Here is a 23,971-nt window from a genome sequence, read left to right as displayed (position 1 = left end):
CCTCTTGCTCGCATCTGAACTGGCTAACTCGTTGATTACCAAGGAGTTTCCGTTTCATCTGCTCCGGAAGAGGTGCGAATTATAGGCCCGGAAAAAGTTACGTCAAGGGTTAATCCAACTTAATCTGAGATTGACGGGAGAATTCTGATTATCCAGTCAATTACTGGAATATTGGAGGATCGCTGCTAGCTTTTGATCACCGCCAATCCCAATTGTAACGGACACGTGGATCACCGCGTTTGCAGGGAGCCGGAGCATGCCATTACGCCTTTCTTATCCCGGTTATTCCGACCTTCATGCTTTAAACAGGATTCGTCATGGACCGCAAATGCCGCACCACCCAAGTCCTCGCCCCTGCTCTTCTCGCCCATGACCCTTCTGCTGCTCAACGGCTCATTCGCTTATGTTGATGAAACACCCGAGCGAGACAGCAAGGAACGACCTGTTCCGTTGGGACGCGTCCACCGCTCACTCCCAAGGAACGCTCCATGACGGCACTTAGCGACATTAATGCCCTGCAAGCCAGCATTGCCGAGGCCGTGTTGGGACAAGACCAGGTGATCCGTCAGATCATCATCGGGCTGTTGGCCAATGGTCACGTCCTGCTGGAAAGCTTGCCGGGGCTGGCCAAGACACGAACTGTAAAAGCCCTGGCCAAGCACTTGGACGCAAAAATGAGCCGCATCCAGTTCACCCCTGACCTTTTACCGTCCGACATCACCGGTGCTGAAGTGCTGCACCAAGTCGCAGGCGAACATCAGATTCGCTTCCAGCCAGGCCCGTTGTTTGGCAATTTGATCCTTGCGGACGAGATTAACCGTGCACCGGCCAAGGTCCAGGCCGCGCTACTGGAAGCCATGGAGGAGCGGCAAATTACCGTGGCCGGCGAAAGTCACCGTCTGCCAGAACTGTTCATCGTCATCGCCACGCAAAATCCCATCGAACAAGAAGGCACTTACCCGCTACCCGAAGCGCAAATGGACCGCTTCTTAATCAAGGTGTTGCTTGATTACCCCAAACCCGAAGACGAGGGACAGGTGCTGCGTTTACTCCGTGAAGAAGAGCAGTTTATCGAAGCCGGAAAGGTATCCCGCCCATTTGCTTTGGCCCAAGACGTGGTATTTGCCGCACGCAGAGAGGTCGGCGCAATACATGTCTCGCCGGCCATTGATCGCTACATCATCGACTTGATCAACGCCACCCGTCATCCACGCGACTACGACGCGGACCTCGCCCGCTGGATCGCCATTGGCGCCAGCCCACGCGGTGGAATTGGCCTGGACCGTTGCGCCCGGGCCGACGCTTGGCTGCAAGGACAGGATTTCGTCTCACCGGACAACGTGCGCGCCGTGCTGTACCCGGTATTAAGGCACCGCCTGCAATTGAGTTACGACGCGGTCGTCGATGGCGTCGGGGCTGATCAGGTGCTTGAGCGGCTATTGGACAAAGTGGCTATTCCCGCCTGACAAGGAGCAGCACCATGCAGGCTCAACGAAAGGATCCGGATGGCTTGGTGTATGTATCACTGGCGCAGCTAATGGCCCTGGAGTTCAACGCTCGGGATTTGAGCTTTATAGCGCGCCAGCCACAGGGCAGCATTTTGGCCGGTAACCATGCATCACGGCTGCGGGGGCGTGGGCTGAATTTCGATGAGTTGCGGCGCTATCAACCCGGGGATGATTTACGGCATTTAGACTGGCGCGCCTCGCTGCGTACCGGCAAACCCGTAGTGCGTACCTTCACCGAAGAGCGCGACCGACCCGCGTTGATCTTGGTCGATCAGCGTATGTCGATGTTCTTTGGCTCAAAACGCAGCTTCAAATCTGCCCTCGCCGCCAAGCTCGGCTCGCTCGCGGCGTGGACGGTATTTCATGCTGGTGACCGCGTCGGCGGACTGGTGTTTAACGATCAGCGTATCGATAGCCTCGCCCCGCTGCGCAGCCGTAAGCGCATCGAGGCGTTGTGCTCGAAAATGGTCCAGCAGAATCAAGCGCTGGACGCCGCAAATCCAGACAGCGAAGGCGAAGATCAGCTCGACAAAGTCTTGCAGCACTGTTTGAACGTTGCCGGTCATGATCACCTGATCTGCATCGTCAGTGATTTTGCCGGCATCGGTCCACGCACTCTGCAACTGATGCGTCAATTGGCGGCACATAACGATGTGATCGCCATGCAAGTCTATGACCCATTGGCCCTGAAACTTCCTGCCAAAGGCCGGTTGCTGGTCACCCAAGGCCAGTTGCAAGTCGAGCTGGCGGTCGAGCATCGACAGGTGCAGCAACCCTTGGGTGACTTTCTCAGTGGCCGTCTCAAGGACGTTGCTTCGCTGCTGCGCCGCAGCCAGGTACCGCTGATGATGTTCAGCACCGAATTCGACGCCCCGGAACAATTGCGCGCCGAACTGGGCAAACGTGGGGGCGCACGACGATGAGCAGCGCGGCGCCGAGCATTGTTCAACTGAAGGAGTTGGCCCTTGCGCCCCCCGTAAGCTATATGCCCCAAACCTGGGGCTGGGCCGCGTTACTATTGATTATCGTGCTGGGGTTGACACTGTGGGCCATTCGACGTTACCAGCAATGGCACCGCGATGCTTACCGACGCGACGCCCTCGCCCGCCTTGCCCAACTGCAGCGGGCGCTGACCAACGACAGCGGCCAACTGACGGCCCTGCGCGAACTGCCGGAAGTGCTCAAACGCGTGGCATTGTCGATGCCCGGCGAACCCCTGGTTGCCACCCTGAGCGGCGGCGCATGGCAACAGTTCCTCGCCCGCCACAGCCACGAAACGCTGCCTGCCGATTTCAGCCAACAACTGGCCCACCTTGCTTACGCGCCGGATGCACAGCTGCAAGCTTTATCCGCCGTGCAACGCCAACGGTTGCTGAGCCAATGCCAACGCTGGGTGGAGCACCATCATGTGGCAGCTTGATTACCCATGGCTGTTGCTTCTGCTGCCATTGCCGTGGATTGGCTACCGCTACCTGCCTGATTACCGAGAAGCCCGCAACGCTGTCCGCGTACCGTTTTTCGCCGCCATGAGCCTGGCCGTTGGACAAACCCCCAATCAACCCGGTAGCGGCCACAACCTGCGGCAACTGCTGCTCAACGTACTGGTCTGGTCGCTGCTATTAATAGCAGTGTCACGCCCGGTGTGGATTGAACAACCTATCGAACGCCAGCAACCGGTGCGCGACCTGATGTTGGCGATCGATATTTCGCAGTCCATGGAAACCGCCGATTTCACCGGCAGCGATGGACAGCAAATCAACCGGCTGACGGCGGTCAAGCAGGTGGTGCATGGCTTCATCGATCAGCGCAAGGATGATCGCCTCGGTTTAATCGTATTCGGCACCGGTGCATACCCCCAGGCGCCCTTGACCCTGGATCACAGCAGCCTGTCGATTCTGCTGGATGAAACCGGGATCGGCATGGCAGGTCCCAACACCGCCATCGGCGATGCCATCGGTTTGAGTTTGAAACTCCTCGACCAAGCCAAGGAGCCGCAGAAAGTCGTGATCCTGTTGACCGACGGCAACGATACCAGCAGCGCCATCACCCCCGACCATGCGGCGTCCATAGCCGCGGCCAAAGGTGTAGTTATTCATACCATCGGCATTGGTGACCCCAATGGCACCGGTGAGGACAAAGTCAATCTGCAAGCGCTGCAACGCATTGCTGCCGCCACTGGCGGACAATTTTTCCGTGCCGAGAACCTGCATGGACTGGATGAGGTATACGCCACCCTCGACCAAATCACCCCTCATCAGGTGAAGGTGTTCAGCCATCAACCCAAACGTGACTTATTTTGGTGGCCGTTGGGCGCCGCCATTATGCTGCTGTTTGTCTACCACCTGATCGCCCTGCTGAGCACACGCCTGGTGGCACCCTCTACTGCGCGGGAGGGCTGAGATGGATATCGATCTCAGTCAGCTGCATGTTCTGCGTCCCGTTTGGCTGTTATTAGCATTGGCCGGAATCGCGCTGCCATTGATATGGCGTCGATGCCATGACCTGCAACGTCGTTTGCGCGGCAACATTGCTGAACACTTATTGCCTCATCTATTAACCACCCCGCAAGACTCACACTGGTTGCGTCCGATGCATGTGGCCAGTTCCCTTTTGATCATTGGCGCCCTGGCGGCGGCCGGGCCAACATGGGAACAGGATCGACCGGACTTTCTCGAGAACCTGGCGCCATTGATCGTCGCGCTGGACTTGTCGCCCTCCATGGACGCCGACGACGTTAAACCCACGCGCCTTGAAGCGGCGAAACACAAAATTCAAGACCTTATCCAGCGGCGCAAAGGCGCTCGTACCGGACTGATGGTTTATGCCGGCAGCGCGCATTTGGTACTTCCGCCCACCGACGACCCAGCGCTGCTCGACAGTTTTGTACAGGCCCTGTCTAGCGGGCTGATCGAGCGCCAAGGCAAAAATGCCTCTGCGGTTATCGACCAGGCCCAGCGCTTGTTAACGGCGGAAAAACAACCCGGTTCGCTGCTGCTGATCACCGATGGCGCCGATGCGACCCAGTTTCCGACGCTGGGCAAACAGTTGGACGACAGCCAACTGCAGGTGCTGATTCTGGCCGTTGGCAGCGCACAAGGCGGAATTGTTCACGACCCATCGGGGCAGATACGTACCGACAGCAACGGCCGCCCGATCATTGGCCGTTTCGACGCCCAGGGATTGAAACAACTGGCTAACGTTACCGATGCCCCGCTTGGCAGCTTGAACCCTGACACCCACGACGATCTGGACTGGATTGAGCTGCACGCGCAACGGCATTTTCAGTCTGCCAGCGATCAACAACACCCTCTGCAATGGAAAGATGTCGGTTACTGGCTGAGCTGGCCACTGTTGCTGATTGCATTTTTCAGCGTACGACGTGGATGGAGCCTGAACTGGGCCGCCGCTCTGCTGTTTTCACTCGGTTTCACTTTGCAACCCGCAACCGTTCAGGCCGGAGCGTTGACCGACGCGTTTTTCACCCCTGACCAGCAAGGCCGCTGGGATTTTGAACATCGGCACTTCCCCGTTGCGGCCACAGAGTTTTCCAACCCGTATTGGAAAGCCATCGCCGCCTACAACGCTGCCGATTACGATTTGGCACTGGCGAGCTTTGCTCAACTGGACACTGCGCCGGCCTATTTTTACCTGGGAAACATCTACACCCGCCGCTTCAAATTCGATCAAGCCATTGCGGCTTACACCCACGCACTGAAACTGCAAAATTCCTTCCCTGAGGCGTCAGCCAACCTAGCCTTGGCCGTCGCCCTGCAAAAAGACTATGAACAAGCGCAGCAAGACGCCCCTGAGATAAAACCCGACGAGGTCAAGTTCGATAAAGCTCCGGGCAAAGGCCAGACGCGGAAACTGCAAACCCCACAAGCCGCGTCGGATGAGCGTTGGCTGCAAAATTTGACGACTTCCCCGGCCCGGTTTCTTAAACAAAAATTCAGCCTGCAAGATCAGGCCGCAGCGCAACCTGCCAAGGTATCGGGGGCCGCACCATGAAGCACCCATGGGCGTTGGCCTACTGTCTGCTGTCCACCTTCATCTGGGCCGCCGAGCCGCAACTGCGGGTTCAAGCGCACCTGAGCGGCAGTAACCCGGTAGTGGTCGGCGCCACGTTGCAATTGCAAGTGGACGTGCTGGTAGACACCTGGTTTACCGGCGCACCGCAGCTGCCGGAACTGACATTATCCGGCGCAACGGTGATTCCACCCGGTGGCGAAGCGCAACACCTGACCCAAACCGTGGAGGGCAAAACGCTGTTCGGCCTGCGCTATACCTACTTGATCACGCCCAGCGTGGCCCAAGCATTCGACATCCCGGCGCTGTCGGTGCGTGTCACGCCCGGTCAAGCCAACGCGGAACAAACCGCACACAGCGAACCCATCAGTTTTAATGCGCAACTACCCCCTGGATTCAGCCCCGGGGAAACCGTTCTGGCAGCCCGCGGCCTGCGTTTCAGCCAACAGTTGCGACGTTCTGCCGACCCTTTGCGCATCGGCGACAGCATTACCCGAGAGCTGACGCTGCAAGTCGATGGCGCACTGGCGCTGTCGCTGCCCATTCCTGCATTGGTTGAGGTGCAGCACCTGCGGCGCTATTTGGCTGATCCGCAAATCAAATCCCTCGACGACGGCCGTGGCAACCTGAGCGGTGCGCAACGTGTGGATTCGGCCAGCTACCGAATCGACCACCCAGGCACGTTCAGCCTTCCGGCGATACAACTGAAATGGTGGGACATCGACGCCAAACAAGTGCGCATGGCCTCTGTTCCCGCCATCGACTTCGAAGCATTCAGTGGCAGCCTGTTTAAGCCAGTATTTTCTGTCGCCGCCGACCTGCAGCAACTGGGTGAGGAAAGCCGCTTCCATCTGTCACGCCACTGGTTAGGCCTGGTTTGCACATTAATCATCCTGGGCGCATTGGGCTTCTTTGCCCGGACAGGGTGGCAGCGCGGCCGGCATTGCTGGCAAGGCTGGCGCAGCGCCCGACAGTTAACCTGGCTGGCCTCTGCCGATTACGCCTGGCAGCAGATTCCGGAGCAACTGGAGCAATCCCCTCCCCAACTCAGCGCCCTGTATCTCTGGGCCCATCGCAGTCAGCAACAACTCGGCCTACTGGGCCTGGTCGATTCGCCTCAATCACCGCTGAGCCTGCATCTGCAACGATTGCTTCGCGCCTGTTATGGCCAAAAGCCCGATGGCCCGCGCGCCCTGCAACAGTTGAAGAACGAATTACCCAAGCTGCGTGACCGATCTGCTTTACACCCGCGACACAACGCAGCGCGCTTTCACTTGCGCCCGCTTAATCCCAGTCAAAAAAAGGAACTCCCATGACTGGCATCAACCCTCGGGTCTGCCGCGATTACTCGACGATGCTGCTGTTAACGCAATAACGCAAAACAACACCGTAAACCCGCAGAACCCTTGGTCGCATGAAGGCGACTTCAGCTAGCGCAGAAAGGAGCAGGTCTCATGACTCGCATACGCAAGTGGCTACCCAAACTCGCCCTGGTGGCGGTGGCGGTAATGGGGATTTCGGCGGCCGCCGGGGCCGCAGAAAAACCCAATATCCTGGTGATATTCGGAGACGATATTGGGCAAACCAATATCAGCGCCTATTCAATGGGCGTGGTGGGTTACAAAACGCCTAACATCGACAGAATCGCCAAAGAAGGCACGATGTTCACCGATTATTACGCGGAGAACAGCTGCACCGCCGGGCGTTCCAGCTTTATCACCGGCCAGACGCCACTGCGAACGGGCCTGTCGAAGGTGGGTATTCCGGGCGCTCCTGTCGGTTTGCAAAAACGCGACATCACCATCGCCCAGGCGCTCAAGGGACTGGGGTACGCCACCGGTCAATTCGGCAAGAACCACTTGGGTGATCGCGACGAATACTTGCCGACCGCCCACGGCTTTGATGAGTTCTTCGGCAACCTGTACCACCTCAACGCAGAAGAAGAACCGGAACGCCCTTATTGGCCCAAAGACGACGCCGACTTTGTCAAAGCCAACTCGCCCCGTGGCGTGATCCACAGCTTCGCCGATGGCAAAATCGAGGACACCGGGCCGCTTAACGTCAAACGCATGGAAACCATTGACGACGAAACCACCGCAGCCGCTCAAGAGTTCATGAAAAAACAAGTGGCGGCCAACAAGCCTTTCTTTGTCTGGATGAACACCACGCGCATGCACGCGTTCACCCACGTGCGGGAGTCGATGAAAGGCCAAAGCGGCATGCCGGGGAACGAATATGCCGACGGTATGATTGAACACGATAATGATGTGGGCAAACTGTTGCAGACCGTTGACGAACTGAAGATCGCCGATAACACCATCGTCGTCTATACCACCGACAATGGCCCCAACCAGTTCACTTGGCCGGACGCCGCGACTACGCCCTTCCGTAACGAGAAAAACTCCAATTGGGAAGGTGCTTACCGAGTGCCTGCCATTGTTCGCTGGCCGGGCAAGATCAAGGCCGGGGAGGTCTCCAATGACATGATGTCCGGCATGGACTGGTTCCCGACGCTGTTGGCAGCGGCAGGCGATGCCGATGTCAAAGACAAGCTGCTCAAGGGCTGGGCACCCACCGCTGGGGGCACCACGTTCAAGGTGCACCTCGACGGCTACAACCAGCTACCGTACCTGACCGGCCAACAACCCACCAGTGCGCGGCACGAGTTCTATTACTTCAACGATGACGGCATGCTGGTGTCCATGCGCTTCGACAATTGGAAAGTGGTGTTTTGTGAGCAACGCCAACCGGGCGGCTTCCGGGTCTGGAGCGAGCCATTCGTGTGCCTGCGCGTGCCAAAAATTCTCAACTTGCGCATGGACCCCTACGAGCGTGCGGACGTGGTGTCCGATCAGTTCTATGACTGGAGCACCAAAAACATTTATCTCGCCGCAGTAGCAGTCACCAAATCGGCGAAGTTCTTGCAGACCTTCATTGAATACCCACCCAGCCAAAAACCGGCCAGCTTCAGCATTGATCAGATCCGTGCTGCAGTGGATGCAAAAATCGCAGAAAAAATGAAAGATCAGCCTAAAGAGTAAACGCGTTATCACCGCCCACTGTTAACCTCGGTGGGCGGCCTTGTTCCTCGCCCTGTGGCTGCCAATGGCCGCATGTTTCTTGTATCTGTACAAGGCAGTTACCGATGTCATCAGCGCGCCACCCTTCACGCCGCATCGCCACCGCCAAGGCTGGATCCTCCGTCAGCGCCGTACGAACTGTCCCCTCGGTGCTGATCCCGGCTTTATTACTGGGCGTTTCCGGCAGTGCCGCGCTGATCTACCAAGTGCTGTGGATCAAGCAATTGTCCTTGGTGGTCGGCGTCGAGGTGTACGCCATCACCGTGGGTATCAGCGCATTTTTCGCCGGCCTGGCCTTGGGCGGGCTGGCTTTCGGCCGCTGGGCAGACCGGTTGGCAAAGCCGGTGTTTCTATACGCGGCGGTGGAACTTCTGGTGGCTGCCCTGGGCATTGGCGCTACGTTGGCCCTGGGTCACGCCGCCAACCCGTTCGTTTGGCTGCAACAACAGGTCGGCTTGCTGGCGTGGTTGCTGCCGTTTTCGTTGGTCGGAATTCCGGCGTTTCTCATGGGCGGAACACTACCGATGATGATTCGCGCGCTGGCGCCAGATGCAAGCCATCTGGGCGCCGCCGGTGCCCGGTTATACGCCGCCAATACCGCCGGAGCGATCACCGGCACGGTGCTGACATCCTTTGTGTTGATCCCGGCATTCGGGGTCCAGGGCAGCGCCTTTTTCGCGGCAGCGCTCAATCTCATTGCAGGGGCCGGAGCGTTGGCGATAGTACGCCGAACCTTTTCGTCGGCAACCGTAGCGCCCGCGCTAAAGCCAACCGCAAGCCCCCCTTCGACACGTCTGGCATTGATCCTGTACGCCATCGCAGGCGGTGTCGCGCTGGGTTACGAAGTAGTCTGGTCGCAGTCCATCGTGCAGTTCATGAGCACCCGCACCTTTGCCTTTGCCGTGGTGCTGGCGACCTACCTTACAGGCCTGGTCATCGGCAGCGCGTTGATCGCCCGGCGCGTGGATAAGCTGCGCGACCCATGGGGCCTGTTCGGACTGCTGATTGCAGCGGCCGGGCTGGTGGCATTGGCAGAAATCGCCGTCCTCGGTCGGTGGCTTGTGCTTTTACAAACCCAGGCCGAAGCCATGATTCTGGCTGTGGGAGGCAGCGGTCTGAGTAGCATGAGCGGGCGATTCGCGGTGGCGGCGCTGGGCATTGTGTTTGTTCCAACAGTGTTGCTCGGCGCAGCTTTTCCCGTGGCGCTTCGGCTTTGCGTCAACAGCCAACAGGTCGGCCGAGACGTAGGCGCGGTGGTGGCGTTCAACACCTTGGGCGGCATCGTCGGGGTGTTGCTCAGTGGTTTTGTGCTGGTGCCAACCCTGGGCCTGGTCCGCAGCCTCGCGGTGTTGGCCTGCATCGCGGCGGTCATCGCAATAGTCGCGGTTGAACGTGGGGTATCGGTTAGTAAAGGACGACGTCGCGGCGTGCTGATGGTCGCCGCGTTGTCATTGATCGTGGCTGGTTTCACCCCGGTTAACCGACTGGCGCAGTTGTTGCCCGGCGCCCGAAACGGCGAGTTGTCGTTTTACCAGGAGGGCCGGGGCGGCACCGTGGCGGTGGTGACTCAAGGCCAAGGGCAACGCGCGTTCCACCGCCTGTATATTCAGGGTGTTTCAAACACTGGCGATGCGATGCCGTCGTTGCGTTATATGCGCATCCAAGCGCTGCTGCCACTGCTGATTCATAACGCGGAGCCACGCTCGGCATTGGTCATTGGTTTCGGTACGGGGATTACTGCGGGGGCCTTGCTGCAATACCCTGCGCTGCACCAACGGGTCGTCGCGGAGCTGCTGCCCACGGTAATCAAGGCAGCGTCACTGTTTAAAGGTAATTACAACGCCGCAAGCGCACCCGGCATCGATGTTCGCTTACGCGACGGTCGCCAGGAACTGCTGTCCAGCGAGGCCCGCTATGACCTGATCACCCTTGAACCGCCGCCGCCGTCTGCTGTGGGTGTGGTTAACCTTTACTCCCGGGATTTTTACCAACTGGCCGCCAAGCGCTTGCAACACAATGGGCTGCTAGCTCAGTGGTTACCGCTGCCGACGCAGAATATTGAGGAAACCCGCTCGCTGGTGCGCAGCTTCCTCGACGTGTTTCCCTATGCCACGTTATGGACCAGCGAGTTCCACGAAATGCTGCTGGTGGGTTCCCTTGAGCCCATAGAACTCGATGCCGCGCGGATTAGCGCACGGTTCAATCAACCATCGGTGCGCGATGCATTACAGGAGGTGGGTATCAGTTCTTCCGCAGCCTTGATGGCGACGTGGGTGACCGACCGCAGCGGTCTGGAGCGGTTCGCCAAATCCGCGCTACCAGTGACTGACGATCAACCACGCATCGAATACGCGCCGTGGGTCAGGCCGGATGAAATCATTCGGGTGTTGCCGACGCTGCTGTCGTTTTATCAACCTCCGCCCTTGATTAATACCGACGCGGATTTCAACGCACGAATGAACGACCACCATCTGCGACTCATGCAGTTCTATGCCGCCAGCCTGCACGCCTACCAAGGCGACCGCGCCGGCTGGGCCAAAGACATGGGCGAAGTGGCCGAAGACGACGGGGCCAATCCGTATTATTGGTGGTTTATGGGCGGTGGACGGTGAACCTGTCCACGCCAGCGGGACCGAATCAGTCCGGGAATTCAGCGGCGCGGTTATTTTGAAAAACCGTTATGGCTTTCGCGAACACGTTCGTTAACCACCGGCTGCATTTGACAGAGCCCACGCTTCACGTCAAAGCTGCATTCAGCGCCTGAGCGCATTCATCGGGACAATGGACGTTGGCATGCGAAAATCTGTAAATAAAACCAAGAAGCCACTTTCCAGCCCCAAGCCTCATCGGTCTTTCAATCTTGTTTATCCGGCTTTGGCCGTTCTTCTGCTGATGGTTGCGGGAGTATGGATCTATCTGCAAGACAGCACGCCAAGCGTCATGCTTGCACCGACCGTAAAGGTTTCACCGCCGCAGCCCGTGAAGCCGATAGAAACGGCGCACGCCAGCCCGGCCGTTATGGTCAACGAACAACAGTGCCAAGGCTGTCATAGCGCCCAAGTCAAAGACTGGCAAGGCTCGCATCACCAACTGGCGATGCAGGCTGCTGATGAACACACAGTGCTCGCCAACTTCAGTGACCAATCGTTCAAGGACGAAACAGAAATCACCCGCTTCTTCCGCAAAGACCAAGCCTTTTGGGTCAACACTCCAGGTAACGATGGCAAGCCAGCTGATTTCAAAGTGGCTTATACCTTCGGCGTCGCGCCCTTGCAGCAATACTTGATCGAAGTTCCTGGCGGACGCTTGCAAGCCCTGGGTGTGGCATGGGATACAGAGAAAAATCACTGGTTTCATCTGTATCCAGGCCAAGGCGTCGACTTCAAAAATCCGCTGCACTGGACCAAGCCCGCGCAAAACGCCAATTTCATGTGCGTTGAATGCCACACCACCGGTTTCAAACGCAACTTCGACCCGGTCAACAACAGCTTTGCCAGCCAATGGAACAGCCTCGGTGTCGGTTGCCAGTCATGCCATGGACCGGCCTCTCAGCACTTGGCATGGACCGCCAAACCCAACGGCTTGCTCAATGCTGGTTTCGCGGTGAATTTAAAAGATAAGGACTCCACCACTGAAATCGAAACCTGCGCCCGTTGTCATTCGCGACGCGCGCCGTTGGGTGATGGCTACCGTGTCGGCAAGCGGCTGATGGATGACTATCTACCCAGCGCGCTGACCCGCGAGCTGTATGGGCTGGACGGCAAGATCAAGGATGAAGTGTTCGAACACGGCTCATTTCTACAAAGCAAAATGTTCGACAAAGGCGTGCGCTGCAGCAACTGCCACAACCCCCACAGCACCGAGCTTAAAGTCGTGGGTAACGGCGTTTGTGTGCAATGCCATAACCCGTCGGGCAAAACACCCATTGCAGGGGTCGACGGTGCAGGTCTGCAGGCGAAGAACTACGACTCCCCGGAGCACCACAACCATCTGATGGGCCAGGCCGGCTCACAGTGTGTGGATTGCCATATGCCCGGCAAGCTTTACATGATTAACGATTACCGCCATGACCACAGCTTCACCATTCCCAACCCCGACCGCGCACAAAAGCTGGGCACTGCGGACGCGTGCCTAGGCTGTCATAAAGACACGGCTGTGAGTAAAGTCAGCGAGCAATTCAACCGATGGTATGCGAGCAAAGCCTTGGAACCTTCCCGTTATGACGAAAGCTTGCTGCTGATTCGTAATGGGCTTCCCGGCGCGGCCCAAGCGTTGATCGACCAACTGCAGCGCAACAATTTACCGGCCATCCGTCGCGCCACTTTGCTCGCTGAATTACCCGCCTATCCCAGCGAGCGAGCACTGAAACTGGCGATTAAAGACCTGCAAAACGGCGCGCCGCAAGTTCGCGAAAGTGCCGTTCACGTGGTCAGCGCGTTTATCCCGGCAGAACAACGTACCGGGCTACTGTCGCCGCTCTTGAGGGACCCGGTCCTGGCGGTACGTATTGCAGCAGCGCGGGATCTGTTGGGTGCTGCAAATGCCGGTTTGGGTGTCGCCCAGGCTGACTGGCAAGCCGCCATCGGCGAGTACGAACAGGTACAGAAAAATCTCTCGGAACGCGCGGAAGCTAACTTGAACCTGGCACTACTTTACCAAGCCAATGGTCGTTCGGCAGAAGTCGAACCACGCCTGCGTAGCGCGCTGTTGCGTGACCCAGACTTTTACCCTGCGGTGATCGCGTTGGCGCAATGGCTGGAAGGCAATAACCGCTCCACTGAGGCTTCATTACTGCTAAGCAGCGAGTTGGCAAAACATCCCGATTCAGCCCTGCTCAATCACACCCAAGGGCTTGCGCTGATACGTGCGGGTCAAACGCAGCCCGCCATGGGCGCATTGCAAGCGGCCACCCGGCTAGCACCTGAGAACGCCCAGTTTGGCTTTGTACTGGCCATCGCCACCCATGACAACGGTCAATTGGCCCAGGCTTGCGAGCAGCTTGAAAAACTATTGGCGCAGCACCCGCAAAACCGTGATGTGCGCCTGACCCTGGTGCGCTACCTGCAGGAGAACGCCAAGGCGGCCCGCGCACAGCAGTTACTGGTGGATCTGATCAAGATCAACCCCGACGACCCGGTATTGGTCAAACCGCCGACCGGTTAAGCCCGCAAGCCCTTGGCTTGCCAGGGCTAAACCGGCATCGCCAACTGCCACAATCGGGCGGACTCGGCGGGGGCGATCAGTTTTTCCAGGGACATGGGTTTCGCAAAATAATAACCCTGGGCCTGGCCGGCGCCCATTTCCCGCAGCAGGTCGAGGGTTGCCTGATCTTCAACGCCTTCGGCAACCACTGACAGATCAAGCGACTCGGCCATTCGCACAATGGCCCGGACAATCGCGCGGCTGCGCGGGCTGGTGGTGAGTTCAAGGATGAACGACTTGTCGATTTTCAAACCGCTGAAGCGATATTGATGCACATAACTGAGGGAAGAGAATCCCGCGCCGAAGTCATCCAGCACCACCGACATTCCATTGTCGGCCAGTTGCTGCATGGTCTGCCGGGCGATCGCCGGCTCCGCCACCAGCGCACCTTCGGTCAATTCCAGGCATATCCGCGACGGCGCCACGTCGTGCCGTTTCAATAACGACAGCACTTCACCGGCAAATTCCGGGCGGGTCATGCTGTAGCTCGAGCAGTTCACGTGAACCGGTGGCCACTGGCTGTGCTCAGGCTGCGCCAGAATCTGCGCAATGCTGGTCAGCATGTAGAGATCCAACCGTCCGATCAGACGCAAACCCTCAACGTCTGGCAAGAAATCCCCCGGCGGGATCACCTTTCCATCCGCCTGATGCCAACGAATAAGGGCTTCAAGCGCCACCAGTTTCCCGGTCTCGACGTTCACGATCGGCTGAAAATACGGTAATAATTCGTCGCTGCGTTTGAGCGCATTGCGCAACGCACCCTCGCGCTCGACCTGATCGGACACCTCACGCCGTACTTCTTGATTGAACACGGCGTAGCTGTCCCGACCGCCACTTTTCACTCGGTACATCGCCATGTCGGCATCGCGCAACAAGTCGGCCGGTTCGTGGTGAAACTGGATATCCGCGCTGACAATACCGATGCTGCAGGATGAAAATACTTCATGCCCATTGATGAAGAACGGCAGGTCGAATGCCGCAAGAATTCGCTCGCCGATGTCGATCACGGTCTCAAGCGGCGCCTCTGGCGCCATGACCGCAAACTCGTCACCGCCGAGCCGAGCCAACATGTCCGAGTCACGCAAGCAGCTGCGCAGACGGTTGGCCGCCTCGCACAGCAGCAGGTCGCCGAAATGATGGCCAAGGCTGTCGTTGACCACCTTAAAACGGTCGAGGTCGATAAACATGACGGCCAACGGTCGACTGTCTTTGCAGAACCGCCTCCAGGCGGAATCCAGGCGCTGCTGCAAATACGTGCGATTGGGTAAGCCCGTCAATCCGTCGTGGGAGTTTTCATGCTGCAACTGGGCGTTTGCGTCGTCCAGCTCCCGGGTCCGATCACGAACCCGCGCTTCGAGCTTCAAATTAGCGGCGTGAACGGCATCTGCGGCGCTGCGTCGCGACAATGCGGTTTCGATGTGCCTCGAAACAAAGGTCAACAGTTCCTGATCACGCAGCGAATAACTGAATTGGGTACTGTAGCTCTGCACCACCAACACGCCGCGAACCACGCCGCTCTCGAACAGTGGAACACCTAGCCACGACTGCGAGCGCGTCGCGTCATTGAAAATGTCGATTTCACCCACTTCCTTGAGCCTGATCGCTTCGGCGGCGTCAATCAGGCATGGCCGACGCTGACGAATCACATACTCGGTGTAACCCCGCTGACCACGGCGCGCAAATGGGCGACCGCCTAATTGTTCATCGACGTAGTACGGGAAGGTCACCTCTGACGTGGCTTCGTCAAACAGAGCGATGTAAAAGTTCTTTGCAAACAGCAAATCGCCGACGATAACGTGCAGGCTTTGAAACAGCTCCGCCATGTCGCCGGGCCTGCTGGACAGCTCGGCAATCTGGAACAGTACGTTCTGCAAATGCTCGGCACGCTCTCGGTCGGCGACTTCTTGGCGCAGGGCGCTATTGAGCTCCGACAGCTCCAGCGTCCTGCGCATGACGGTTTCCTCCAGGTCAGCGCGGTGCAGCAGCCGATCAAGTGCCATTGCCACATGGCGTGCTACCACCAGAAACAATGCTCGGTCTTCAGCGCTGTAAACCCGGGAGACGTCATAGACCTGCATCGCCAACATGCCGAACACATCGTCCGAGGCGTTTTTCAGCGGTGCGCCCATCCAGAATTCCGGACGCTCGCCCACGCAAAAAAACCGTCCTTCGGCCTGCGCGGCACAAATTGCCGCCGCGTCGATCAATAGAGGTTGACCTGAAGTTAATACCTGCCCAGTCATGGACAAGTGCGTGGTGTCAAGAAACTCGTAGTTCTCGGCTTCCAACGCATCCACGTCGATAATGTCGACATAGTAGGGGTAGGCAATTTTGCCGGTGCGCGGGTCATACAGCGCGAGGTAGAAGTTTTCCGCATCAATCAACGTGGCGAGAAGCTGATGGATACCCACGAGAAAGACCGACCGGTCCCGCGTTGAGCTGGCGAGGTAGGTGATTTCATACAACACCCGCTGGGTAATCTGCGCCCGGGCCAGGGTGTCGGTTTGTACCTGGCGACCCAGGCGCATGGCAAAGTCGGCCAGTGCCGGCTCTTTTTCGTCGTCCAGGGGGGCCAATAACCAACCGAGCACGCTTTCGCCAGTGCCGGTTGGCCAGCGATGCAGCCGCCAGACCGCACAAAATTCTTCGAACGCTTCGTTGGCAATGCTCGAGGGCCATTGCACCCGCGCATCGCCCTGCCCGACCAGGTGTAATTGTTCACCCGCCCGGTAAACAACCCAAGCGGTGGTATGGGACCAGCAGCGTGCTGCGTCCAGGAGATATTTGATCGATTCTTCGCCGCCAGCAGCTGTCATCCTGGTGCCCGGCTTGCCGATGGATTGAGGTACAACCCCACCGCCTGCCGTTAATCCTTGCGCCGCGTCGGTCACGAGACGAATACTCATCAGCGCTCCATGCCAAGAAATGGCGGTACTCATCTTTTGTTTGTTGCTAGCGATGCGCCAGTTAACGTCTCATTTAAAGCTTATCGACACTTTTTTCAATAGTTTTATAGCCTTTAGTACGATTAGTTGTCGAAGTAACGAATCAATCGTAGTTATTGACTGTAGCGATCTCGACAATGATCCGTTTGATGGCGCGAAAAGCCGCCAGATTCGGTTCATCGGCAGCGGCGCAGGTGATCAGGCGCCAGTCTCGTTCGATAGGCGTCCAGTGTTGCTGACGGGCGCGACCCAGCTTGTCCGAATCAGCCAAAACGATAATTTCCGCCGCGCGCTTGATGATGCATTCCTTGAGGTAGGCTTGCTGGGCGCTGGCTTCGCACAAGCCAAATTCCGCCACCACCCCATCGGCGCCGAGAAAGGCTTTGTCCACGCTGAGTCGGCTCAAGGTCAGCTCAGCCAAGGGGCCGAGCGTGCTCATGCTCGAACCGCGCAAGTCGCCGCCGATCAATGTCAGGCGCACACCTGGTGCATTGGCCAGGGTCATGACCGCGAGCAAATTATTGGTCACCACATGCACGTCTTGTCGCGAATAAAGATGCACGGCCAGCGCCGCGCAGGTGGTGCCGCCGTCCAGCAATACGGTGTCGCCATCACGCACATGGGCCGCCGCCGCTTGGGCGATCGCGTCTTTTTGATCACGCCGTGCCGATGTGCGCTCGTCCAGCGAGGCTTCCGGCTCGTGCGAACCGACCAGTGCAGTAGCGCCGCCATAGGTGCGGACCAGATGGCGTTGCTTGGCGAGCATGGTGAGGTCACGGCGAACCGTCGCTTCTGACACCCCGAGCGCAGCGCTTAGTTGCTCGACGTTGGTGTCGCGGGTGCGCACCAGGTCGAGGATGGCGCGGTGACGTTCGGAAACTTTCATGGCAGGCTAAGGCTCATATTCAAGACAGTCGGCGATCTTACACCAGCACGCCGTCTGAATGGCTGCACGCCCCGCTACGGGACCGCCTCAGCGTCGCGTTGCAAGCTCCGCACCCTGGCGCAGCGCTTCGAGCAAGCTGCGCTCATCGGCGATGCCCTTGCCCGCGATATCAAAAGCGGTGCCGTGGTCAACCGAGGTCCGGATAACGTCCAAGCCCACCGTGACGTTAACCCCAGCCTCAAGCCCCAGCACCTTCACCGGGCCATGGCCCTGATCGTGATACATCGCCACCACCAGGTCGAAATCACCACGGCCCGCGCGGAAAAACAAGGTATCGGCCGGCAGTGGACCGGTCACATCAAGGCCTTTTTCCTGCAACAGCTTCACGGCCGGAATAATTTTTTCTTCTTCTTCGCCATAACCGAATAAACCGTTTTCCCCTGCGTGGGGATTGATCCCGCAGACACCGATTCGCGGCTTGGCGATACCGGCCTTGATCAAGGTGGCATTGCCACGCTCGATGGTCCGCTGCACCAGCCCTGGTTCGATTTTGCGGATAGCGTCGATGATCCCTATGTGGGTAGTGACGTGAATCACCCGCAGTTGAGGTGCCACCAACATCATGGAAACTTCGTCGATATTGGTCAGTTGGGCCAGCATCTCGGTATGACCCGGGAATTTATGACCACCGGCGTGCAGGGCTTCCTTGTTCAGCGGCGCGGTGCAAATGGCATCAATTTGTTTGGCCTGGGCCAGCTTGACGGCACGGGCAATGTATTGATACGCCGCATCACCGGCGATAGGCGACAACACGCCGAACGGCAGATCATCAGGAATCAGGTCGAGGTCGATGCAGTCAATGGCGCCGATTTCGTACAGCGCTTCGGCCGCTTCTTTAATGCGCCGTATTTTTACGCTACCACCCACGATGGCATTGGCTTGTTCAAGACGACGGGCGTCACCGATGACCAGCGGACGGCATTGCTGAAAAACAACGTCGTGGGTCAGGCTTTTAACAATAATTTCCGGACCTACGCCGGTGGCGTCACCCATGGTAATGCCAATAATCGGAAGGTAATTACTCATGATGTGCTTGACCCCTTGGATTCATAAATGTGCGATTCGTGTGGCGTAAGGCCGTTGGGTTCAACGGCGCCAGTCATATGCAGCCAGGCGGCATACAGCGCGTGATCGGTGCCGAAGGCCCCCGCTTTGGTGATAACGCCGGGACAATGTCCATGGCGAGTGCTGATGGGGCGACCGAAGGCCACACCGGCTTCGATTTCGGCCAGCAATTGCAGGCTGCCAATGCCTACCGCCGTCAGCATGGCCCGTGCGGTTTCCCCGCCCGTGGCAATCAGCCCGCCGACTTTGCCAAAGTGTGGCGCTACCAACTCTGCGAGCTGAGTGGAAAGGTGCGCGCCTTCGAGCGGATCGAAAGCCTGATCGCGACCAATGCGCAACAGCAGGTCTGCTCGGTCGAGGGCTTCGCCGACCCGCGCTTGCCAACTAGACCAGTCAGCGTGGCATGGGCCTTCGCGCAATACCCCAGGAGGCACCATTAGCTCATCCACGGAACCACGCTCTCGAAGCATGGCGCATTGGCGACCGGAAACGGCCGAGAGGCTGCCCACCAATACAAGCACGCAAGCACGTGGTGTTTTGCCTTGGGGCGTCTGCACAGCGAGCGGTGGCAGTGACTGGAAAAAGTCAGGCAGCTTAGCGATTTCACGGGCCAGGCCACCGGAACCGACCCAAAACAAAGCCTGCTCTAAATGCGCAGTCACCTGGGCGAGCCGCAATAGGTCTTCAGCGGTGTGCGCGTCGACGATCAGCGCCTGGACCCCACCGTCAGCCACCGCCAGGATATGCCGAGCCAGCGCTTCGCGGTCGCCGCGCAACGTTTCGACACCCAACTGAGCAGTACGCAACCCGGCAGCCATCAGCATGGCGTCAACGTCGGCCGGACGATCGAAATTTTCCAGCTTCCAGGTGTCGGTAGTCTCCAGCGGCTCGCCATTCACGTACACGCGGCCGCCCTGCAAGGTGCGCCCGGTGGCAGGGAATGCGGGGGCGACAATGGCCAGACCGGCAAGCTGTTGCAGCGCGGCCACTTCCGCCGCCCAGTTACCGCGCAAGGTCGAATCTATTTTTTTGTACAAGCGCTGGCCGGGTTTGATCAATGCATTGAACGCTGCGGTGGTGTGCGCCGCAGCTTGCGCTGGTGATAAGCGCCGGGTGTCCGTATCGGCCGCAATCACTTGGGCATCAGCGCCAGCGTTCAGCGGGTCCAGGGTGACCACGGTGTGCAGGCCCGCACTGGCGAAACCAATGGCGCAGTCCGCTGCGCCCGACAAATCGTCAGCGATGATCAACATGGTCATCGCGTTGTCTCTCGTTCTGGCAGGGCCTGCGCGTGGATTTTTGCCTGTTGTCGTTGTTGGTAGCGCCGGGCAACCGCGGCCGTCAGGATTGGCGACAGAATTGCGGTAACCACTACGCAGGCCGCCACCAGCAACGTCGCGCTTTTAGCGGCGTCGGCATAGATCGGGTTGGCCGCCGCGATCAATGCAGGCACCGCGGCGGCATTGCCTGCGGTGTTTGCTGCCGCGACCCCGGCAACCCCGGTACCGCCCGTAAGCCGGTCGGCAAAGTACAATGGAATCCCGGTCACGACCACCACGGCTACGCCCATTCCGATACCAAGCAAGCCGGCCTGCCAAACGTTGTGCAAATCCAGGCTCGCGCCCAGGGCCAGGGCAAAAAACGGAATCATCACCGGCACAGCCCTGGCCAGGAACTCACGCATTTCGCGGTCGAGGTTACCGAGCAACATGCCGACCAGCAGCGGCAGGATACTGCCTAACAGGGTTGGCCACGGGAACGCCGCCAGCCCGGCAACACCCAAGGTGACCATGGTCAGGAAAGGGCCGGACTCCAGGGACATTACGGTATAGGCGCCGACGTCTTCGGAACGCCCGTATTGACCCATCAGCGCCATATACAGGCCACCGTTGGTGTCGTTCATCGCCGCGACAATCGCCAGCGTAGAGATGCCCGCGAAGAAACCGGACGAGATGGGTTGTTCCCCAAGAAAATGGCCGAAGACGATGCCCATGATGATCGCGGCGCCGACTTTGGTGGCAAACAACGCGCCGCCTTTCTTCAGCAAGTAAGGCGTGGCCTTGACGTCGATGCTGGCGCCCATGCACACATAGAATACGGCGAGAATGGGCAGCGCACCGGTGAACAGCGCGTTGGTAAACGAACCGAAAAATTTTGGCATGTCCGGCATGAACGTAGCCACCAGCGACCCGATAAGCAACGGGACAATCATCATTCCGCCGGGGACGCGTTCAATGCTGCGTTTGATTGGAAACTGGGCCACACGGTGCTCCTTATAATTATGGGGGCCGAGCAACGTCACGTTAAGGGTGACGGACTTGATCAATTCACTGATTGATTCAATCAAATAATCCTAGCTCACAGGCAAATAATGCGCAAACCAATCAGACAAAATGCTCGTTTCAATCATTCTGACGAATCTCAATCGGCGACCGCTGATTGCAAGGCATCATGTCGGCGCCCTTTTGTTCACCTCAGGAGCCCCCATGAATTCGGATGATCTTGGCCTGTTCGCGCAGGTCGCCAGCAGCGGCAGCATTTCCCGCGCGGCCATGGAATTGGGCGCGGACCAATCGACGGTCAGTCGCCGTATTGGGCTGCTGGAAGCGGAACTCGGCGTGAGGTTGTTCCATCGCAGCGGGCGTGGCGTCAGTTTGACCGAACGTGGACAACAGCTATTGGTGTATGCCCATACGGTGGCGCAAACCCTTAACGAAGCGCAGCAAGGCATGCGCGACAGTGCCGAACTGGGTCCGGCACGCTTGTGCATCGCTGCCCAACCGACCATTGCGCGCATTTTGTTTGGTAGCCTCGGGCATGCGCTGAAGGAACGTTTTCCGCTGACCCAAGTGCGGTTTATCGAGGGACTGGCAAGCCAGGTGCTGGGGCGCTTGAGCGATGGCGAAGTGGACATCGCGATTCTGTATTTGCCGGAGCATCCAGGCGCACTGCAGTTCGATTTATTGCTCAGCGAAGAGATCCATCTGATTACCCCGATCGACTATCCGTTGGAGGGCGACTCGATTTCCGTCCGGGATTTAGCCGATATTCCGTTGATTTTGCCCAGCACACACCACGGTTTGCGGGTGATGGTGGAAACCCTGGCGGCGCGCTATGGGTTTTCGCCAAATATCGCACTGGAGTGCGATGGCTCGATTTCGATCACCAAGCGTCTGGTGCTGGCCAAATGCGGGTGTACGGTGCTGCCGTCAGCGGCGGTGATCGAGGAAGTGGCGGCCGGCAGACTGAAAAGCTTTCGCCTGCAGGACCCGGAGATACGCCGTAACGTGGCCATGGTCTGGCCAAAAAACCGCGTCAGCCCGGATGGGTTGTGGGCGGTTACACAGATTATTCGTCAACGTACGGCGGAACTGGTTCGTCGAGGAGACTGGCCGGATGCGGTGTTGCATACAGCAGGGGACAATGGAGAATCACGGGAGCAAACCGATTAACTGTAGGAGCTGCCAAAGGCTGCGATAAGGCCGATATGGCCTTCATGCCATCGACCGCTGCAGCCGGTTCCCGGTTGATCGCAGCCTTCGGCAGCTCCTACAATTTGAGGTGTCCAAAAACACACCGCGCCGCGCTTAATGCTTAGCCTCTAACCAACTCACCGTCACGCAACCGCCACAAGTCCAGCGGGTTAGCGTCTTTCAACGAGGGTGCGAGCAATTGGTCCGGGACGTTCTGGTAGCACACTGGGCGCAAGAAGCGCTCGATGGCCGCAGCGCCCACTGAGGTGGTGCGGTTGTCTGAAGTGGCCGGGAACGGACCACCGTGGACCATGGCGTAGCTCACTTCGACACCGGTGGGGAAGTCGTTGAACAGGATGCGCCCTGCTTTACGTTCCAGCGTCGGCATCAATTCGGCCGCCTGGGCATAGTCCGCTTCGTCTAACTGCAACGTAGCGGTCAGTTGACCGTCCAGGCGCGATGCGACCTTGCGCACATCAGCAAAATCGCGGCAGACGATCACCAACGAACTCGGACCGAAGTTTTCGTCTTCCAGCGAGCGATTGGCCAGAAAGGTTTGCGAGTCGGTACGGAAAACTGCGGGCTGCGCTTCGTACAACCCTTTCGGCGCCAGACCTTCAGCCACCGGTTTCACGTCAGCGCTGTCGCGCAGGCGTTGCAGGCCCTTGCAATACGCGCCGTGGATACCGGGCGTGAGCATAGTGGTCGGGGCGCGTTCTGCCAGTTCGTTGGCTGCAACCTTGAGGAAATTTTCCAGCGCTTCGCCTTCCACCGCGATCAACAGGCCAGGGTTGGTGCAGAACTGTCCAGCGCCCAATACCAATGAATCAACGAAGCTTTTAGCAATAGCCGAACCGCGCGCCTGCAATGCCGCGGGCATCAGGAATACCGGGTTGATGCTGCTCATCTCGGCATACACCGGAATCGGCTCCGAACGTGCTTGTGCAGCGCGCAGCAAGGCCAACCCCCCTTGACGCGAACCGGTGAAACCGACGGCTTGAATGGCCGGGTGGCTGACCAGCGCCTGGCCGACATCGTTACCTGTACCCAGAACCAACGAGAACACGCCTTCAGGCATGCCAGTACTGTGGGCGGCTTTTTGAATGACACGGCCGACTAACTCAGAAGTACCCAAGTGCGCGTTATGAGCTTTGACCACCACTGGCGAACCGGCGGCCAATGCCGAGGCGGTATCGCCACCGGCTACCGAGAACGCCAGCGGGAAGTTGCTGGAGCCAAACACCGCTACCGGGCCTACAGAAATTCGCCGTTGACGCAAATCAGCGCGTGGCAGCGGCGCGCGTTGTGGCAGCGCGCTGTCAATCACCGCGCCGTGCCAGCGCCCTTCACGCAGCACGGTCGCGAACAGGCGCAACTGAGTCACCGTGCGCATCCGCTCGCCTTCAAGGCGAGGCTTGGGTAAGCCACTTTCCAGATGGGCGCGTTCTGTGAGGGTGTCGCCAAGATCGATCAGGCCTTGGGCAATCGCTTCCAGGAACTCGGCGCGCTTGTCGTCAGGTGTCTGCCGGTACGCGTCAAACGCCGACTCGGCGAGTTCACACGCCTGGTCGATGTCGCGGGTCTGAGCGGCGCCAAATACTGGCTCCAGCCGCTCACCGGTAACGGCTGCGAGTGCATACACACCTTCGCCCTGTCCTTTGACGGCACGTTGGCCGATGATCATTTCACCTGAAATCTGCATGATGGAATCCTTGGTAGAGAAAAC

General features: G+C 58.6%; 16 protein-coding genes. 10 read left to right on the top strand and 6 right to left on the bottom strand.

Going from position 1 to position 23,971, the window contains the following annotated elements; all coding sequences use genetic code 11:
* Positions 1–488: 488 nt before the first annotated feature.
* From JWR17_RS19690 to JWR17_RS19650, 9 genes are all read left to right on the top strand, one after another.
* The gene (locus tag JWR17_RS19690; RefSeq protein WP_299833959.1) at positions 489–1,466 is read left to right on the top strand and encodes a MoxR family ATPase; all 978 of its coding nucleotides are present in this window, start codon (positions 489–491) and stop codon (positions 1,464–1,466) included.
* 14 nt (positions 1,467–1,480) lie between these two features.
* On the top strand, positions 1,481–2,431 hold the full coding sequence (locus JWR17_RS19685; protein WP_299833958.1) for a DUF58 domain-containing protein: 951 nt from the start codon (positions 1,481–1,483) through the stop codon (positions 2,429–2,431).
* Positions 2,428–2,928, top strand: coding sequence for a DUF4381 domain-containing protein (locus JWR17_RS19680; RefSeq protein WP_299833957.1), 501 nt, complete (start codon positions 2,428–2,430; stop codon positions 2,926–2,928). Before JWR17_RS19685 ends, JWR17_RS19680 begins: the two co-directional genes overlap by 4 nt.
* Positions 2,915–3,907: a VWA domain-containing protein gene (locus JWR17_RS19675; RefSeq protein WP_299833956.1), complete on the top strand. Its 993-nt coding sequence runs from the start codon at positions 2,915–2,917 to the stop codon at positions 3,905–3,907. The genes JWR17_RS19680 and JWR17_RS19675 overlap by 14 nt, the downstream gene beginning before the upstream one ends.
* Before the next feature lies 1 nt (position 3,908).
* Complete coding sequence (locus tag JWR17_RS19670; RefSeq protein ID WP_299833955.1) at positions 3,909–5,516, top strand: VWA domain-containing protein; 1,608 nt, start codon at positions 3,909–3,911, stop codon at positions 5,514–5,516.
* The gene (locus tag JWR17_RS19665; RefSeq protein WP_299833954.1) at positions 5,513–6,850 is read left to right on the top strand and encodes a BatD family protein; all 1,338 of its coding nucleotides are present in this window, start codon (positions 5,513–5,515) and stop codon (positions 6,848–6,850) included. Before JWR17_RS19670 ends, JWR17_RS19665 begins: the two co-directional genes overlap by 4 nt.
* Positions 6,851–6,988: 138 nt before the next feature.
* The gene (locus JWR17_RS19660) at positions 6,989–8,575 is read left to right on the top strand and encodes an arylsulfatase (RefSeq protein WP_299833953.1); all 1,587 of its coding nucleotides are present in this window, start codon (positions 6,989–6,991) and stop codon (positions 8,573–8,575) included.
* Positions 8,576–8,679: 104 nt separating this feature from the next.
* Positions 8,680–11,226 carry a fused MFS/spermidine synthase gene (locus tag JWR17_RS19655; protein ID WP_299833952.1) on the top strand — a complete coding sequence of 849 codons (2,547 nt, stop codon included), beginning with the start codon at positions 8,680–8,682 and terminating at the stop codon, positions 11,224–11,226.
* A 181-nt stretch (positions 11,227–11,407) separates the two neighbouring features.
* Entirely contained in the window at positions 11,408–13,777 is a 2,370-nt protein-coding gene (locus JWR17_RS19650) for a tetratricopeptide repeat protein (protein WP_299833951.1), read from the top strand.
* A 26-nt stretch (positions 13,778–13,803) separates the two neighbouring features.
* Here JWR17_RS19650 and JWR17_RS19645 read toward each other — a convergent pair whose 3' ends face one another.
* The 5 genes from JWR17_RS19645 to JWR17_RS19625 all read right to left on the bottom strand — a co-directional run bounded on the left by JWR17_RS19645 (position 13,804) and on the right by JWR17_RS19625 (position 21,035).
* The gene (locus JWR17_RS19645) at positions 13,804–16,722 is read right to left on the bottom strand and encodes an EAL domain-containing protein (RefSeq protein ID WP_299833950.1); all 2,919 of its coding nucleotides are present in this window, start codon (positions 16,720–16,722) and stop codon (positions 13,804–13,806) included.
* A 142-nt stretch (positions 16,723–16,864) separates the two neighbouring features.
* Positions 16,865–17,647 (bottom strand): DeoR/GlpR family DNA-binding transcription regulator, encoded by a 783-nt coding sequence (locus JWR17_RS19640; protein WP_299833949.1) that lies wholly within the window; start codon positions 17,645–17,647, stop codon positions 16,865–16,867.
* An 87-nt stretch (positions 17,648–17,734) separates the two neighbouring features.
* On the bottom strand, positions 17,735–18,733 hold the full coding sequence (pdxA, locus tag JWR17_RS19635; protein ID WP_299833948.1) for a 4-hydroxythreonine-4-phosphate dehydrogenase PdxA: 999 nt from the start codon (positions 18,731–18,733) through the stop codon (positions 17,735–17,737).
* Positions 18,730–20,031 carry a four-carbon acid sugar kinase family protein gene (locus JWR17_RS19630; protein ID WP_299833947.1) on the bottom strand — a complete coding sequence of 434 codons (1,302 nt, stop codon included), beginning with the start codon at positions 20,029–20,031 and terminating at the stop codon, positions 18,730–18,732. Before JWR17_RS19630 ends, pdxA begins: the two co-directional genes overlap by 4 nt.
* Positions 20,028–21,035 (bottom strand): 2-keto-3-deoxygluconate permease, encoded by a 1,008-nt coding sequence (locus JWR17_RS19625; RefSeq protein WP_299833946.1) that lies wholly within the window; start codon positions 21,033–21,035, stop codon positions 20,028–20,030. The genes JWR17_RS19630 and JWR17_RS19625 overlap by 4 nt, the downstream gene beginning before the upstream one ends.
* 223 nt (positions 21,036–21,258) lie before the next feature.
* On the opposite strand from JWR17_RS19625, the gene JWR17_RS19620 reads away from it, so the two are divergent.
* On the top strand, positions 21,259–22,224 hold the full coding sequence (locus JWR17_RS19620) for a LysR family transcriptional regulator (RefSeq protein ID WP_299833945.1): 966 nt from the start codon (positions 21,259–21,261) through the stop codon (positions 22,222–22,224).
* Positions 22,225–22,366: 142 nt separating this feature from the next.
* On the opposite strand, the gene JWR17_RS19615 is transcribed toward JWR17_RS19620, so the two are convergent.
* On the bottom strand, positions 22,367–23,947 hold the full coding sequence (locus JWR17_RS19615) for an aldehyde dehydrogenase (NADP(+)) (RefSeq protein ID WP_299833944.1): 1,581 nt from the start codon (positions 23,945–23,947) through the stop codon (positions 22,367–22,369).
* Positions 23,948–23,971: the final 24 nt, after the last annotated feature.

Origin of the sequence: Pseudomonas sp., assembly GCF_028293835.1 — a bacterium.
GTDB lineage: Bacteria > Pseudomonadota > Gammaproteobacteria > Pseudomonadales > Pseudomonadaceae > Aquipseudomonas.
This window is presented reverse-complemented; position numbering and strand designations above follow the sequence as displayed.

Coding starts and splice junctions, on each gene's coding strand:
- JWR17_RS19690 (WP_299833959.1), top strand. CDS start 489: ATGACGGCACTTAGCGACATTAATGCCCTGCAAGCCAGCATTGCCGAG.
- JWR17_RS19685 (WP_299833958.1), top strand. CDS start 1,481: ATGCAGGCTCAACGAAAGGATCCGGATGGCTTGGTGTATGTATCACTG.
- JWR17_RS19680 (WP_299833957.1), top strand. CDS start 2,428: ATGAGCAGCGCGGCGCCGAGCATTGTTCAACTGAAGGAGTTGGCCCTT.
- JWR17_RS19675 (WP_299833956.1), top strand. CDS start 2,915: ATGTGGCAGCTTGATTACCCATGGCTGTTGCTTCTGCTGCCATTGCCG.
- JWR17_RS19670 (WP_299833955.1), top strand. CDS start 3,909: ATGGATATCGATCTCAGTCAGCTGCATGTTCTGCGTCCCGTTTGGCTG.
- JWR17_RS19665 (WP_299833954.1), top strand. CDS start 5,513: ATGAAGCACCCATGGGCGTTGGCCTACTGTCTGCTGTCCACCTTCATC.
- JWR17_RS19660 (WP_299833953.1), top strand. CDS start 6,989: ATGACTCGCATACGCAAGTGGCTACCCAAACTCGCCCTGGTGGCGGTG.
- JWR17_RS19655 (WP_299833952.1), top strand. CDS start 8,680: ATGTCATCAGCGCGCCACCCTTCACGCCGCATCGCCACCGCCAAGGCT.
- JWR17_RS19650 (WP_299833951.1), top strand. CDS start 11,408: ATGCGAAAATCTGTAAATAAAACCAAGAAGCCACTTTCCAGCCCCAAG.
- JWR17_RS19645 (WP_299833950.1), bottom strand. CDS start 16,722: ATGAGTATTCGTCTCGTGACCGACGCGGCGCAAGGATTAACGGCAGGC.
- JWR17_RS19640 (WP_299833949.1), bottom strand. CDS start 17,647: ATGAAAGTTTCCGAACGTCACCGCGCCATCCTCGACCTGGTGCGCACC.
- pdxA (WP_299833948.1), bottom strand. CDS start 18,733: ATGAGTAATTACCTTCCGATTATTGGCATTACCATGGGTGACGCCACC.
- JWR17_RS19630 (WP_299833947.1), bottom strand. CDS start 20,031: ATGACCATGTTGATCATCGCTGACGATTTGTCGGGCGCAGCGGACTGC.
- JWR17_RS19620 (WP_299833945.1), top strand. CDS start 21,259: ATGAATTCGGATGATCTTGGCCTGTTCGCGCAGGTCGCCAGCAGCGGC.
- JWR17_RS19615 (WP_299833944.1), bottom strand. CDS start 23,947: ATGCAGATTTCAGGTGAAATGATCATCGGCCAACGTGCCGTCAAAGGA.